Raw genomic sequence first — 15,840 nt, forward strand, 5'->3', positions numbered from 1 at the left:
TGACCGTGCCGTTGTCCGTCACGTTCACGTCACCCTCGATCACCGCGCCGTTGCCGTTCGCCGAGTTGCCCGAGATGTCGGCTGCGCCGTTGCCCGAGATGTCGATCGAACCGTTGTCGCCTTCGATCACACCCGAACCATTGGTCGAGCCGCCGCTGATGTTGACCGTGCCGTTGTCCGTCACGTTCACGTCACCGTCGATGACTGCACCGTTGCCGTTCGTCGAGTTGCCCGAGATGTCAGCTGCGCCATTGCCCGAGATGTCGATCGAACCGTTGTCGCCTTCGACCACACCCGAACCATTGGTCGAGTTGCCGCTGATGTTGATCGTGCCGTTGTCCGTCACGTTCACGTCACCGTCGATCACCGCGCCGTTGCCGTTCGTCGAGTTGCCGGAGATATCGGTCGAACCGTTCCCGCTCGTGTCGATCGAGCCGTTGATGTCCGTGCCGTTACCGTTGGTCGAATCACCGGAGATGTTGGTCGTGCCGTTGTCGGTGGTGTTGATCGAACCGTTCGGATCGACGATCACGCCCGAGCCATTGGTCGAGTTGCCGCTGATATCGGTCGAACCGTTACCCGACGTGTTGATCGAGCCGTTGTCCACCACACCCGAACCGTTGGCCGAATCACCGGAGATGTTGGTCGTGCCGTTATCGGTCGTGTTGATCGAACCGTTCGGATCGACGATCACACCCGAACCATTGGTCGAGTTGCCGCTGATATCGGTCGAACCGTTACCCGACGTGTTGATCGAACCGTTGATGTCCGTGCCGTTACCGTTGGTCGACCCACCCGAGATGTCGGCTGCGCCGTTGCCCGAAATGTTGATCGAACCGTTGTCGCCTTCTATCACGCCCGAACCGTTGATCGTGTTGCCGCCGATGTTGATCGTGCCGTTATCCGTCACGTTCACATCACCGTCGATCACCGCACCGTTGCCGTTCGTCGAGTTGCCCGAGATGTTGGCTGCGCCATTACCCGAGATGTTGATCGAACCGTTGGCGCCTTCGATCACGCCCGAGCCATTGGTCGAGTTGCCAGTGACGTCGATGCTGCCATTTCCGTTGACACTGACGTTCGGCAAATCAACACCGCTGCCGTTGGTCGATTGCCCTTCAATCGAAATAGATGCGTTGTCCGCAGCAACGGCACGGGTCCCATTGATACTGGGATTTTCAATCCCTGCGCCGTCGGTTGAGGTTCCGATTATTGTGACCGCCCCATTGCCCGTCGCATTCAGATTCGGGATGTAGACGCCGCCCTGAGTTCCACCGTGACCTTCAATGGTCAGACTGCCGTTGTCCGTAACGTTGTAAGTCGTGGGATATCCCTTGGAACCCGAAACATAGCCCGCCTCTCCGCCATTGCCGCTTAGATCTGCCGAAGCGTTATTCTGGATGTTCCAGTTACTACGATCAACCATTCCTGTGGAAGTGTTAGAGGTGCCTTGGATGTCGACGGAAGCCTGATTGGTGAGATTGAATGCTGCCGGGCCATAACCGATATCACCGATGATGGTTCCATTTGCGTCCTTGTTGGTCCACGCAGCGATTTCCGTCCCGATTCCGCTGTCGGATGTACCGTCCACGTGCAACGCAGAGTTATCCGAGAAGTTATAGCTTCCTGCGATATAGGCGCCCGCACCGTTCGTGCTTGTACCAGCCACGTCCAGCGATGCGTTGCCCGTCACGTTGCCCGTCAAACTCAGCGACGCCCCCGTGCCGTTCGTGCTCGTGCCCTCAACACTCAACGCGCTATTGCCAGACACGCCTCCCATTGCCGATATGGATGCCCCCGTGCCGTTCGTGCTGGCGCCACCAATATGGATAGTCGCGTTGTCCGCAGTATTGAGGTAAGCCGGAGCGCCGTTGCTGTAGACCGAAACGCCCGTTCCATTAGAGCTGGTCCCGTTCAGGTTGACCTTTGCGTCACCCTGTGCGTTGATGTGGGTCGCATAGCCGAGAATGCCATAGCTCTGGGTGCTAGTGCCAACTACATTGATAGCCGCGGTATCCGAGACATTGAAACTGGTTGCGGCAACTGAATAATTTTCGGCACCCATGGAGACACCGGTGCCGTTCGAACTGCTTCCGGTCAGATTGAGTGTGGCGTTGTTCAGTACATCGACGTTAACCTGGCCGGAACCGGGAACTGTGAATTGAATGCCACTACCCAAATTGGATGTGCCAAAGACATTCGTACCGCCACCGGTCAACGTCAGGCCCGAATTTTTGTCGAAATAAACGCCGTTGCCTGAGTTTGACGAACCAGTCACGGTCAGCGTGCCGTTGCCAACCTCCGTGAAGTTGCCCACGAACATCACGCCCGCGCCCGTGTTGGCGAGACCCGTAATCGAACCGCCGCCGACATTGTTCACGGTGCCGCCAAATGCCAGGCCGTTGCCGGAGCTTTGACCGGTCACATCGGCATAAGCAGTCAGGTTGCCGCCATTGAGGTCGATGGTGCCGCTCTGCTGCCATAGCGTGCCATTGTGGCCACCCATGGCCGCCGTCAGATTCAGGTTCAGCGCATTCGACGTCGACGTGATGTTGCCGTTCAGCGTGATGCTGCCGTTGGCTGCCAGCGTCAGGTTCGCCGCTGCGCCTGCCGTCTTCGTGATGTTGGCGCCCGCCTGCTGCACGATGTTGCCCGTCGCCGTGCCCGCGCTCGCCGTCGTGATCGTCACGTCCGTGCCCGCGTTCAGCGCGTTGCTGATCGTCGTGTTCTTCACCGTCGCTGTGTTGCCCGTGCCGCTAAATCCGCCCGTCACGTTGCCCGTATAGCCCGCGTCCGCGCCCGTGCTGATCGTCACGTCCGTCGGGTCGATCAGCCACTGGCCGGCCTTGCCCTCCGGTGCCGCTGCGCTCACTGCGCCTTCGACGTTCAGGTTATGACCCGACGTTTCGACGAAGCCGCCGTTACCGTGCGCGGAGTCCGCCTTGATCGTCGCGCCCGCATCCACCTGCGTGTAGTTCGCGAAGTTCACGCCGTCCTGCAGCATCGTTTGCGCCTGCGTGCCCGCGAGCTGATGCAGGCTGTCGCCGCCCATGATCACCTTGCCGCCAGCCGCATCGCCGCTCACGTCCACCGATGCATTGCCGAACACGCCCACGCGGTCGCCCGACAGCACCACCGTGCCGCCCACGCCACCTGCCGCCTTGTTCGACGCATCGATCTTGCCCGTCACCGCCACGTCGCCCGTCGCGCCTGCATCGGCCACCACCGTGCCCGCGCGCGTCACGCCCGAGAGGTTCACCACCGTGTTGAGCAGCGTGTCCTTGCCGCGTGCCGTCAGCAGCACCGAGCCATTGTTGGCGAGGATGTTGCCGCTGTTTTCCACCAGCGCGTTCGCCGACGCATTCGTCAGCGTCAGCATGATGCCTTGGCCATTGGGCAGCGCGACCGTCGCGCTGTCGCCCGCGGCGAGCGCCACCTGGCCGCCCGGCGCCGTCGTGATCGTGCCGCTGTTGCGCACCTGGTCGCCCGTCATGACCACGTAGCCTTGCGCCTGGATGGAACCGTCGTTGACTACACTTGCGTTCGTGCCCGTGGACTTCAGTGCCAGCGGGTTGCCGGCCATGAAGGCGTTCGAGTCGATCGACTTCGTCGTCGCCAGCAGCGAACCGACGTTCACCACCGCGCCCTTGCTGAAAAGCACGCCGTTCGCGTTCTGGATCAGCACTTGACCGTTGGCCAGCAACGAACCTTGAATGTTCGACGCCACGCCGCCCACCACGCGGTTCAAAGCCTGTGCCTGTGCGTTCGGCTGATTGAACTGGACCGTGTTGTCCTTCGCCACGTTGAACGAGTTCCAGTCGATCACGGTACGCTGCGTACCCTGATTGATGGTCATCGTGGTCGGATTGGTCTGCGAGATGCTCGCCTGACCCGATATCACCTGGCCATTGGTGGGCAGCGACTGCGCCTGGCTCAGGGAAGGGTGAAATACCAGCAGCGCCAGTGCCGTGGTGGTCATTGTCGAAATGACGCCCAGTTCGCGGCCGGTTACGCCGGCTGCGGAGCTTTCGCCGGCCTGTTTGCCTTGGCTCGCCACATTCTCTGCAACAGCGACGAGCATGCCGAGACGTTTGCTAAATACCCGGCGAAATCGATTCTTGTTCATGAATACTCACAGTAAAAATTAAAAACACGACAACCACGTTTGCGGCCCGACATCGAGCGAAGCGTGGCTAGGGCCGTCGTGCTTTGCTAATGTTCGATTTGCAGAATATGAGACGAGAGAAGCAGACGGAATCAGACAAGGACTAAAACTCCTCAGGGACGCGCGGGCATTTCAGACAAAGGAGACGAGAGATTTGAGTGCAGAGAATTTGTGCAACTGTCACGGCGACAGCGCTGTCGGCAGTCGAGAGATGAAGAGCTGTAGACGTCCGTTACGCAAGACGAGCGGACAATAGGAAAGTGCTTCACTGTAGGCCGCGAAATGGCAGCGTTGACGCTTGCTAAGCAGCGGACATTTGTGGCGAAACTATTGCGCCATGTTCGGAAAAGTCTTAATCGAAGCAGCGATAAATCGCGCCTTAAATTGAGCATCGGTGTGCGGGATGCAATCAAGAACTCAAGTCAAAACGGCGAATCTGCGTTGAGCGCCCAAACGCAGTGACGCAATGCACGCCGCGCATTCCTGCCATCCGGCGAGCGACGTCACATCAGCCGATCCGGATTCAGATAAATAGATGCGAACTCGCCTGACCAAGAGTGACCAGCGGGTTGCAAAGGATGAGCCGCCCGCTACGGGCAGCGCGTCACGATCGCGTCGACGAATTGAGTCATCGTGATCAGATTTTCTGACGGCCGCACGATCTGGTGCGGCCACCAGTTGCATAGGCGTTTTGCGGCAGGCCAATCGCTTACCGCGCATGTCTCGACCAGCAACTCGAGCAGCACTTGCCGGCTACGCCGCTCGTGATTCGTCAATGCAGGATTCCTATATATCAAGGTCGCAAGTGTAGCCAGTCTGTTGAGTTGAGTCAGTTGCCGTTCGCACGAACCGAATGCCGACAGAGCGAGTTTTTCGTACTGCAAGGCATCGACTGGCGGGCGTGAGGCAGGTTGATTTTTGATGGACTTGCTCATGGTGCGATCTCCCTAAGACTGACATGGATCGCCCGACACTCGCTTGCAAGGAGGGTGAGCGGGCATGTAACGGGTTGACAGACCGGGCCAGAAACAAACCGGCGAGCCTCGCGGCTCCCCGCCACCGCCCGCCCATTGAAATATAGACGTGCAGAGACAGACGCACGCCCCGCGCCAGCGGGTGTGCGGTTTCTGACGCAGGCTGTCAAACCTGACCACCGGCTGCTGCCAGTGGTTCGGAAATTATAAATCAGGCCGCAGGGCATCGGCCGTCCCAATATAGGCTGGCAACCCAAGCTAGCCAGTCGGCCTAAGACAATGCGCCCCGCGCCAGCGCCGACAATAAAAAAGGGCAGTTTGCCGAATCCGGCAAACTGCCCTTTTCCAAATCGAAGCCTACAACAACCTGCACTCAACCAACGCACGCGAGTATCTTAGAACGGCTTAATCACCACCAACGCCACCGCCGCCAGCATCCCCAACACCGGCAGCTCATTAAACATCCGATACCACTTATCCGAGCGACGATTCTCCCCGCGCTCGAAGGTCCGCAGCAGCACGCCGCAATAAGCGTGATAGATGATCAGCAGCACCACTACGCCAACCTTCGCGTGAATCCAACCCTGTCCGCGCCCGATGCCGATCACCAGCCACAACCACAACCCGCACGCCAGCGCCGGCACCGCGATGAACGTCATGAAGCGAAACAGCTTGCGCGCCATCGTCAACAGACGCGCCGTCGCCGCGGGTTCCGTTTCCATCGCCAGATTGACGAAGATGCGCGGCAAATAGAACAGGCCGGCGAACCATGAAGCAATCAGAACGATGTGAAACGTCTTTACCCAAAGCATCAGCGGTCCTCTCGTTTATTGCCGGCCTTCACCGTGGCCCAGCACGACGTACTTGAGCGACGTCAGCCCTTCCAGACCCACCGGTCCGCGCGCATGCAGCTTGTCGTTTGAAATGCCGATTTCCGCGCCGAGGCCGAATTCGAAACCATCCGCGAAACGCGTTGATGCGTTGACCATCACGCTCGCCGAATCCACTTCGCGCAGGAAGCGCATGGCGCGATCGTGGTCTTCCGTGACGATCGCGTCGGTGTGCTGCGAGCTGTACGTGTTGATGTGCTCGATCGCCGCATCGAGGCCGTCGACCACCTTGATCGCCAGCACCGGCGCGAGATATTCGGTGCGCCAGTCTTCTTCGGTGGCATCGACGAGCGGTCCCACACCCGCATCCGCCAGCACAGCGCGCGCCGCCGCGTCCACTCGCAGCTCGACTTGCTTATCGCGATACAGCTTGCCCAACGGCGGCAACACTTCGGCTGCAATGCCGCGCGCGACCAGCAGCGTTTCCATCGTGTTGCAGGTGCCGTAGCGGTGCGTCTTGGCGTTGTCGCAGACAGTCAGCGCCTTGGCCAGATCCGCGCGGTCGTCCACGTAGACGTGGCAGATGCCGTCGAGGTGCTTGATCATCGGCACGCGCGCTTCGTTCATCAGGCGCTCGATCAGGCTCTTGCCGCCGCGCGGCACGATCACGTCGACGAATTCGGTCATCGTGATCAGCTTGCCGACAGCCGCACGGTCCGAGGTGGCCACCACTTGCACGGCATCTTGCGGCAAACCGGCCGCTTCCAGCCCTTCACCGATCAGCTTCGCCAACGCCGTATTGCATTCGAGCGCTTCCGAACCGCCGCGCAGAATCGTCGCGTTGCCCGACTTCAGGCACAGCGCGGCGGCGTCGATCGTCACGTTCGGCCGCGATTCGTAGATGATGCCGATCACGCCCAGCGGCACGCGCATCTGACCGACCTGAATGCCGCTCGGCCGGTACTTCAAATTGCTGATCTCGCCGATCGGATCGGCCAGCGCAGCGACTTGCCGCAAACCTTCGACCATCGTCTTCAGCGCTTTATCCGACAGCGTCAAACGATCGATGAACGCGGCATCGTGACCCTTCTCGCGAGCCCGCGCGACGTCGCGCGCGTTGGCTTCTTTCAGCAGCGCGGCATCGCGTTCGATTGCCTGCGCAACGGCCGCGAGCGCGGCATTCTTCGCTGCCGTCGACGCCCGTGCCATCGCCCGCGAAGCTTGGCGGGCACGGCGGCCGAGGTCGGTCATGTACTGGTCGATATCCATGGTGATTCTCGTGGTGCCGCGCACGTCGACGTGCGGCGGACAGGCAGAATTGGCGAAAGATGAAGCGATTGTAAGTCGGGTGAAGGCGCTTTGCTTGCGGCGCCGGCCAGTGCAATCCTTGTAGCCTAGGCCGCCAGATGCCGGACGTCGCACGCTTGAGCGCTACTCGAAGCGCTAGCGGCAGCGGCTAGGCGCTCGCCCGGCAGGCTTGCCGTTGTGGCTCAGGCCGGCCTTCGAGCAGGCGCCGCTGCCGCGCTTCGAGGTCGTGGCGGCGGCACCGGCGCCGTTTTCGGCGAAGCCACCGTCATGGCCAACTCGAACAGGCCATCCCACGGATCGGGCGGCGGATCGTTGCGATGATTGCCGGGCGTGCCGCCCGACAAACCCTTCACCTGACGATCGAGCCGCGCCGCCAGCGCCAGCGCTTTTTCCAGCGCACCTTCGCTCACGCGCGACAACGCCGGTCCAATCAGCCGCTCGCGCGGCCCCCACACGCGGTTTTCGCGCACCAGCATCGCCAGCGGCTTGCCGGCCGCGACGCCGCGCTTGATCCGCAGCAGCGTGCGCACTTCTTCGACCACGGCCCACAGCACCAGCACCGCGGCCTCGCCTTCGCCGCGCAGTCCGTCGAGCATGCGCGACAAGCGGCCGACGTCGCCGGCCAGCATCGCTTCGTTTAGCTTGAAAACGTCGTAACGCGCGACGTTGAGCACAGCGTCCTGAACCTGTTCGAAGCTGAGGGACCCAGACGGATACAGCAAGCCGAGCTTCTGAATTTCCTGATGCGCGGCGAGCAGATTGCCTTCCACGCGCTCGGCGATGAACGCCAACGCACGCCGCCCTTCTTCGCCGGCGGCAACTCGCTGGCCCTGCGCGGCGAGCCGTTGGCCGACCCAATTCGGCAACTGCGCGCGCTCGACCGGATCGATCTTCAACGCGACGCCCGCGTCGGATAAAGCCGTGAACCACGCCGACTTCTGCGTGGCCGCGTCGAGCCGCGGCAGCGTGATCATGGTGAGCACGTCGTCATTGACGGCAGCAGCGAGCGCTTTCAGCGCGTCCGCGCCTTCCTTGCCGGGTTTGCCCGATGGAATACGCAACTCGACCAGTTGACGGTCGCCGAACAGCGACATCGACTGGCTCGCGCCCAGCAGCGAACTCCAGTCGAACCCGCGCTCGACCGTGAACACCGAGCGGTCGGTGAAGCCGGCCGCGCGCGCCGCGGCGCGAATGCGGTCGCATGCTTCCTGCGCGAGCAGGTGCTCGTCGCCGTACACGACGTACAGTCCGGCGAGTCCCTTGGCGAGATGCGCTTCGAGCGCGTCAAGTCGCAGTTGCATGGCTACCGATCGGCGAGGTTGAACAGGTACGGCACATTGAACAAAGTGAACGGAATACGACGCTCACAGCGGCGGCGGCGGTAGCGGCGCGCGCGGCGCAACCGACGGCACTTCCTGGCCCGGCGCCGGATGCATCGAGCGCACGACGCCCAGACGGCGCGTGAGCTGGTCGATCGCGTCGTTTTCCATATCGGCGAAGAGAATCTCGCTTTCGGCTGATTTCGCTTGCGAGAACTGGTCGCTATAGGTCATCGCGCGGTTCAACGCGATCACGCTCGGCGGAATCAGCAGCGTGCCGTCCTTGGCGATCAGCGAATAGTTCATGTTGAGATTCAATTGATACTCTTCGACTGCGCCCAGCGAGTTCAGCGTCAGCGTGCTGGTGCCGCGGCCTTCCGTGATCTGCAACGTGGCGTCGGCATTCGCGACCGAAGTGACCACGACCGTGTCGCTGCCGCCTTGCACGATACGCGTCAAGCGCGCGGCCGCCGCCGGCGAACCGCCGGCGATAAAGAGGCGTTTGAATGCGTAGTCCTGCTGGCCGCGCAGCTGGAAGCCGCAGGCGGACAACATCAGCACGCTGCAAGCCAGCGTCAAAAACGATCTGCGAGTCACATTGGCTCCTGGTTCGCAGTAGATTCCCCAGCACGGACAAGCGCCGCCGCGCGCGGCGGCGTCCTGCCTGCTGTCATGTCTTCGTCGAAACTCACACGACCACGTTCACGAGACGGCCCGGCACCACGACGATCTTCTTCGGCGCCTTGCCTTCGCTGAACTTCGCGACCATCTCGTGCGCGGCGGCGAGCTGCTCGATCGCTTCACGCGAGGCGTCTTTCGCCACCGTGAGCGCGCCGCGCACCTTGCCGTTCACCTGCAGCACGAGTTCGATCTCGGACTGCTCCAGCGCCTTCTCGTCGACCTTCGGCCACGGCGCGTCGAGCAGCGAGCCCAGTTCGTCGGCGTAACCGAGTTCCTGCCACAGCTGGAACGTGAGGTGCGGCACGACCGGATACAGCACGCGCAGCATCACGCTATACGTTTCGCGCAGCACGGCCGGGCGGGCGCCCTTCGCGCTGTCGAGCGCGTTGAGCATCTTCATGGCGGCCGACACCACCGTGTTGTACTGCAAACGCTGGTAGTCGAAGTCGGCCTGCTTCAGCACGCTGTAGATCTCGCGGCGCAGCGCCTTTTCGACGTCGTTGAGTTGAGCGGCGTCGAACGTGCCGCCCTGGCGTAACGCAGCTTCGTTCGTCTGACTGAAGTTCCACACGCGGCGCAGGAAGCGGCTCGCGCCTTCCACACCCGAGCCGGACCATTCGAGCGACTGCTCGGGCGGCGCGGCGAACATCACGAACAGACGCGCGGTGTCCGCGCCGTGCTGATCGATCAGCAATTGCGGATCGACGCCGTTGTTCTTCGACTTCGACATTTTCTCGACGCCGCCGAGCACCACCGGCTGGCCGTCCGCATTCAGGAGGGCGCCGACCGGGCGGCCCTTGTCGTCGAACGAAACGGTCACGTCGGCCGGGTTGTACCAGGTCTTCTTGCCCGCTTCGTTTTCACGGTAGTAGGTTTCGTTGAGCACCATGCCCTGCGTCAGCAGATTTTTGGCCGGCTCGCCGAACTTGACCAGACCGAGATCGCGCATCACCTTCGCCCAGAACCGCGAGTACAAGAGGTGCAGAATCGCGTGCTCGATGCCGCCGATGTACTGGTCCATCGGCGCCCAGTAGTCGGTGCGCTCGTCGACCATGGTCTTCGCATCCGGCGACGCATAGCGGTAGAAGTACCACGACGAATCGACGAAGGTGTCCATGGTGTCGGTTTCGCGCTTGGCCGCGCCGCCGCAGGTCGGGCAGGTGCAGTTCACGAACGCTTCCGACTTGGCGAGCGGATTGCCGGTGCCGTCCGGCACGAGGTCTTCCGGCAGCACCACCGGCAGATCTTTTTCCGGCACCGGCACGTCGCCGCACGTCGGGCAATGGATGATCGGAATCGGCGTGCCCCAATAGCGCTGACGCGACACGCCCCAGTCACGCAGACGCCACGTGATCTGCTTGTCGCCGAGACCGAGTTCCTTCAAATCCGCGGCGATCTGGTCCACCGCTGCCTCATAGCCGAGGCCGTCGTACTTGCCGCTGTTGATCAGCGTGCCCGTTTTGTCGCCATACCATTCTTGCCAGGCGTCGGTCGAGTATTCCTTGCCTTGAACGGCGACCACCTGCTTGATCGGCAGATCGTATTTCTTCACGAACGCGAAGTCGCGCTCGTCGTGCGCCGGCACGCCCATCACGGCGCCTTCGCCGTAGCTCATCAGCACGTAGTTGCCGATCCACACTTCGACCTGTTCCTGCGTCAGCGGATGCGTGACGTAGAAGCCGGTGGCCATGCCCTTCTTTTCCATGGTCGCGACGTCGGCTTCAGCAACGCCGCCGCGCTTGCATTCCTCGATGAAAGCCTGCAACTCCGGCTTGTCTTTCGCGAGGCGCGTGGCGAGCGGATGCTCAGCGGCGATCGCGCAGAAGGTGACGCCCATGATCGTGTCGGCGCGCGTGGTGAACACGCGCAGCAGCTTCTGTTCGCCGTCGATCTCGTACGGGAAGCCGAAGTTCACGCCGAAACTCTTGCCGATCCAGTTCTGCTGCATGATCTTGACGCGCTCGGGCCAGCCGAGGCCTTCGAGGTCGTTCAGCAGTTCGTCCGCGTACTGCGTGATGCGCATGTAGTACATCGGGATTTCGCGCTTTTCGACCAGCGCGCCCGAACGCCAGCCGCGGCCGTCGATCACCTGCTCGTTGGCGAGCACGGTTTGATCGACCGGATCCCAGTTGACGGTGCCGGTTTTCTTGTACGCGATGCCCTTTTCCAGCATCTTCAGGAACAGCCACTGGTTCCACTTGTAGTAGTCCGGGCTGCAGGTGGCGACTTCACGCGACCAGTCGATTGCGAGGCCCATCGACTGCATCTGCTTCTTCATGTAAGCGATGTTGTCGTAGGTCCACTTGGCCGGCGGCACGTTGTTGGCCATCGCGGCGTTTTCCGCCGGCATGCCGAACGCGTCCCAACCCATCGGCATCAGCACGTTGTAGCCGTTCATCCGCAGATAGCGGTACATCACGTCGTTGATCGTGTAGTTGCGCACGTGACCCATGTGCAGCTTGCCCGACGGGTACGGCAGCATCGAGACGCAATAGAACTTGGGCTTGTCGGTGACTTCCGTCGACTTGTACGCGTCGATGGCGCGCCATTGCCCTTGCGCGGCGGATTCGACGTCGGAGGGAACGTATTTTTCGTGCATGGTGTGATGGGATCGCTGGGTCGGTGCTTTCGCACCGGCCGCTTTGGTGCTCTGCTGGATGAAATGGCGTCGTTTCCCCTTCGGCGGGGGAAAGGGCTGATTATACCGTCCGCGGACGGGTACGCCGCGCGGCGTGCCGCATGGGTTTGACCGCGTCGCGCGGGAGCGAGCCCGCGGGTTCGCAGTCCCGGCGAGATGGCGTGTCGAACTGGCCCCCTCGCGGACCGCGGCAACGGCGCTATGGCGCCTTTGGAGTTGCGGCTGCCGGCGGCGGCGGGTCCGTCACGAAACCGATCCGCTCGAGCCCGCTCTGCTGCGCCGCGCCCATGACCTGCGCGATCACCTCGTAGCGCGTGGAGCGCTCGGCGCGTAGCTGGATCTCCGGCTGGTCGCTCTGCTTGCCCGCTTGCGCGAAGCGCGCGCGCATCTGCTCGAGCGTGATCACGCTGCCGTCCCAGTACAGCTTGCCGGCGGCGTCGATGGAAAGGGAAATGGTTTGCGGCGTCTGGCGCGCGGGCGCGGCCGCGACTCTCGGCAAATCGAGCCGGATCGCGTGCGTGAATAAAGGCGCGGTAATGATAAAAATCACCAGCAGCACCAGCATCACGTCGATCAGCGGCGTCATGTTGATCTCGGCCATGGGCGCGGCCGTCTGCTTTTTCTCGAGTCCGCCGAATGCCATATCGCCTCCTTCTGTCCGAGCGGCGCGCTTAGTGAGTCGAGGCCTGCTGAGCCCGTGCCGGCGCCTGCGTGTGACCCTGCTCCGCCGGCGCGCAGACGTAGGCGTGCAGGTCGTGCGCGAAGCCGTCGAGGTCTTCCGTCAACTGCCGCACCATCCGCCCGAGCACGTTGTAGGCGAGCACGGCCGGAATCGCGACCACGAGGCCGAATGCGGTCATGATGAGCGCCTCGCCGACCGGCCCGGCGACGTTTTCAATCTGCGCCTGACCGCTCGCCGCAATGCTGCCGAGCGCGTGATAGATGCCCCACACGGTGCCGAGCAGGCCGACGAATGGCGCCGTGCTGCCCACCGAGGCCAGCAGCACCTGACCGAATTCGAGCCGTCGCTGCGACGCGTTGAGCGCCTGACGCAGCGCCCGCAAGACCCGCTCGCCGCGTTCGACGCGCGCGAGCAGCGCGCCCGGAATATCCACCTCAGACGCATGCAGCGCTGCTTCCGCCAGCGGCGTGAAGACGCGCTCGCGGTCCGCGCGCTTTAACGCCGCGACGCCTTCGGCCAGCGTGGGCGCCTGCCAGAACTGGGCAAGCGCGCGCGTGGCCTGACGTTTGGCGCGCGTGAGGATCCAGCTTTTGACGATCAGAAAGCACCAGCTCGCAATCGACATGGCCAGCAGCACGTACGCGACGCCATGCGTGATCGCATCGCTGGTTTGCAGGTAATGGATGATGCCGCTGCTGCCTGCCATCTGACCTCGCCGTGGAGTAGTGATTTCAGGGGCGCGAACACGTGGAGCGATGCCCCTTCGGTTCGCTCAGGACGAGCTCAACGCAGACCGAGCACGTCCTGCATGTCGAAGAAGCCAGTTGCGTGCCCTTCGAGGAAACGCACAGCACGAAGCGCGCCTTGCGCGTACGACAGACGGCTCGCCGATTTGTGCGTGATTTCGATGCGCTCGCCGATGCCCGCGAACAGCACCGTATGGTCCCCGACGATATCGCCGCCGCGAATCGCCGAAAAACCGATCGTGGACGGGTCGCGCTCGCCGGTCACGCCTTCGCGGCTGTACACCGCGCAGTCGTCGAGATTGCGGCCGAGCGCATTGGCGATCACTTCGCCCATGGTCAACGCCGTGCCGGACGGCGCGTCGACCTTGTGACGATGATGCGCCTCGATGATTTCGATGTCGTAGCCGGTCGCGAAATGCTTGGCCGCGAATTCGAGCAGCTTCAGCGTGACGTTCACGCCCACGCTCATGTTCGACGAGAACATGATGGCGATCTTGTCCGCCGCGGCGCGCAGTTGCGCCTTCTGCTCGTTGTCGAAGCCGGTCGTGCCGATCACCATTTTCACGTTGTGACGCTGCGCCGCTTCGAGATGCATCAGCGTGCCTTCGGGGCGCGTGAAGTCGATCAGGTAGTCAGATTCGGCGAACACGCGCTCGACGTCGTCGGTCAGCACGACGCCCGTCTGTTTGCCCAGAAACGCGCCGGCGTCCTGACCGAGTTGCGGGGAGCCCGCGCGGTCTAGCGCGCCGGACAGCGTGGCGTCGGAATCGTTAAGGACTGTTTCGATGAGCATGCGGCCCATACGGCCCGATGCGCCAGCAATGGCAATTTTCATGGCTACGAGGGTTCGAAAGGCAAAACCCGGCAAAGGCGGTTAAAAGCGGCGGCGGGCAGCACACCCAGGCGCCGCGCATGACTGAAAAAACGAAGAACCGGACGGACGCTTTGCACGGTGCGGTTGCCCGCGCGCAGCGACCGTCTTAAGACACGGACAGCGCGATTAGCCGCCCGTTCCCGAAGCCGGAGAAGAGGTCAGCGGCGCGTTGTGCGCCGGGCTGCTGTTGCTGCTCTGCGGGCCCGTCGGTCCAACCGGATTGCTGTTGTCCGTACCCGGATTTTGCGGCGGCGGCGGACGGTGGAACTGGAACTGCGGCTGACCCGCGGCCGTCGGGCCTTGCTGCGGGATGCCGCCGCCGTTGGCGGTCGGCGCGCTCGGCACACTCGGACGCGCATTGGGCGACAACTGCACTGCATTGGTCGCACGATTGGCGGCTTGCGCGGCTTCCGCGTTGGCGTCCGTGGACGGGACACCCGCCGCGGCAGCGCCGGCCACGGATGGCGAAAGCACGGTGTCCGGCGTGGTCGGCACGGCTGCAGCCGCCGGCGCGCTCGCGCCGCTGGCACCGCTCGCCACGGCCGCTGCCGCCTTCTTCTTGCCCGACTTGTCGCCGTCGATTTCAGCCAGCAACTCGAGGTTGGACGGCAGATCGTCGCCGCCCGACCAGCTGGCGACGCGGTCGCCCGCGAATATGACCACGAAGTCGCGCTGCTGCACGACGTTAGTCGAGCCGCGCTTGAAATAGAACACGTAGTCCCAGCGATCGGCGTGGAACATGTCGGTCAGGAGCGGCGTGCCGAGCAGTTGCTTGACCTGCGCGCGGGAGAGGCCGACCTGCATCTGTGCTGCCGCTTCTTTCGAGACGAAATTGCCTTGCACCACTGTAATCCGGTACGGCGTGATGCTTTGGGCAACACGCTGCGTCAGGCTGTCGTAAGTGGAACATCCGGCAAGAACCGCGACAGTCGCAACAGCGATCAAGGTACCCCGCATGCGGCTCCCCCGGTAGATCAATTGAGATTTTGAAATCATTTCACTCACCGTGCGGGCCCGCTGACGAGCCGCGCGAGTTTCATTCCATCGAAGATGACCAGAACGGCAAAAACACATTACTATGAGAGCCCAGCATTGTACTCTAGGGATCCCTTGTCATGACCAATCCAACCGATCTCAAGAATATCGGGCTCAAGGCGACCCTTCCGCGCCTCAAAATCCTTGAGATTTTTCAGCACAGCCCGGTGCGCCACCTGACGGCCGAAGACGTGTACCGCAACCTGCTGCACGAAGAACTCGATATCGGTCTTGCAACCGTGTATCGCGTGCTGACGCAATTCGAGCAGGCGGGTCTGCTCTCGCGCAGCAATTTCGAGTCGGGTAAGGCGGTGTTCGAACTGAACGAAGGGTCACACCACGACCACCTCGTGTGCCTCGATTGCGGGCTCGTCGAAGAATTTTTCGACTCCGAAATCGAGAGCCGCCAGCAGTCCATCGCGAAAGAACGCGGCTTCAAGCTGCAAGAACACGCTTTGGCGCTGTACGGCGCCTGCACGAAGGAGAATTGCCCGCATCGCAAGCATTGATGCGGTGCCGGCCGCGCTGGGGTGCGCGGTCAGGTGGCCAAAAAAAGACCCGGCCGATGCGAATCGGCCGGGTCTTTTT

11 protein-coding genes and 1 pseudogene are annotated in these 15,840 nt (G+C 62.4%); 1 reads left to right on the plus strand and 11 read right to left on the minus strand.

The features are described from left to right. The 11 genes and pseudogenes from P0D80_RS44775 to P0D80_RS44825 all read right to left on the minus strand — a co-directional run. The coding region (locus P0D80_RS44775) for a beta strand repeat-containing protein (RefSeq protein ID WP_408293837.1) at positions 1–4,126 on the minus strand (4,126 nt) is incomplete at its 3' end. Positions 4,127–4,884: 758 nt separating this feature from the next. After that, positions 4,885–5,100 (minus strand): annotated as a pseudogene (locus P0D80_RS44780) (hypothetical protein); the annotation flags it as partial. Positions 5,101–5,534: 434 nt separating this feature from the next. Beyond that, a complete protein-coding gene (locus P0D80_RS44785) occupies positions 5,535–5,951 on the minus strand; it encodes a CopD family protein (RefSeq protein WP_168795207.1) in 417 nt (138 codons plus the stop codon). 15 nt (positions 5,952–5,966) lie between these two features. Continuing rightward, entirely contained in the window at positions 5,967–7,238 is a 1,272-nt protein-coding gene (locus tag P0D80_RS44790) for a glutamate-5-semialdehyde dehydrogenase (RefSeq protein WP_408293840.1), read from the minus strand. Between the two features lie 221 nt (positions 7,239–7,459). After that, complete coding sequence (holA, locus tag P0D80_RS44795) at positions 7,460–8,578, minus strand: DNA polymerase III subunit delta (protein ID WP_408293843.1); 1,119 nt, start codon at positions 8,576–8,578, stop codon at positions 7,460–7,462. Between the two features lie 63 nt (positions 8,579–8,641). Beyond that, complete coding sequence (locus P0D80_RS44800; protein WP_408247727.1) at positions 8,642–9,193, minus strand: LPS-assembly lipoprotein LptE; 552 nt, start codon at positions 9,191–9,193, stop codon at positions 8,642–8,644. A 91-nt stretch (positions 9,194–9,284) separates the two neighbouring features. Continuing rightward, on the minus strand, positions 9,285–11,876 hold the full coding sequence (gene leuS, locus P0D80_RS44805; RefSeq protein ID WP_408293846.1) for a leucine--tRNA ligase: 2,592 nt from the start codon (positions 11,874–11,876) through the stop codon (positions 9,285–9,287). Between the two features lie 238 nt (positions 11,877–12,114). Further along, positions 12,115–12,558, minus strand: a complete 444-nt coding sequence (locus P0D80_RS44810; RefSeq protein WP_408293849.1) for an ExbD/TolR family protein — start codon at positions 12,556–12,558, stop codon at positions 12,115–12,117. Positions 12,559–12,586: 28 nt separating this feature from the next. Continuing rightward, a complete protein-coding gene (locus P0D80_RS44815; RefSeq protein WP_408182864.1) occupies positions 12,587–13,303 on the minus strand; it encodes a MotA/TolQ/ExbB proton channel family protein in 717 nt (238 codons plus the stop codon). A gap of 77 nt (positions 13,304–13,380) precedes the next feature. After that, the gene (dapB, locus tag P0D80_RS44820; protein ID WP_408293852.1) at positions 13,381–14,178 is read right to left on the minus strand and encodes a 4-hydroxy-tetrahydrodipicolinate reductase; all 798 of its coding nucleotides are present in this window, start codon (positions 14,176–14,178) and stop codon (positions 13,381–13,383) included. A 165-nt stretch (positions 14,179–14,343) separates the two neighbouring features. After that, the gene (locus P0D80_RS44825) at positions 14,344–15,174 is read right to left on the minus strand and encodes an outer membrane protein assembly factor BamE (protein ID WP_132376807.1); all 831 of its coding nucleotides are present in this window, start codon (positions 15,172–15,174) and stop codon (positions 14,344–14,346) included. A 158-nt stretch (positions 15,175–15,332) separates the two neighbouring features. On the opposite strand from P0D80_RS44825, the gene fur reads away from it, so the two are divergent. Beyond that, complete coding sequence (gene fur, locus P0D80_RS44830) at positions 15,333–15,761, plus strand: ferric iron uptake transcriptional regulator (protein WP_012434340.1); 429 nt, start codon at positions 15,333–15,335, stop codon at positions 15,759–15,761. Positions 15,762–15,840: the final 79 nt, after the last annotated feature.

Origin of the sequence: Paraburkholderia sp. RL17-373-BIF-A (genome assembly GCF_046030175.1) — a bacterium.
GTDB lineage: Bacteria > Pseudomonadota > Gammaproteobacteria > Burkholderiales > Burkholderiaceae > Paraburkholderia.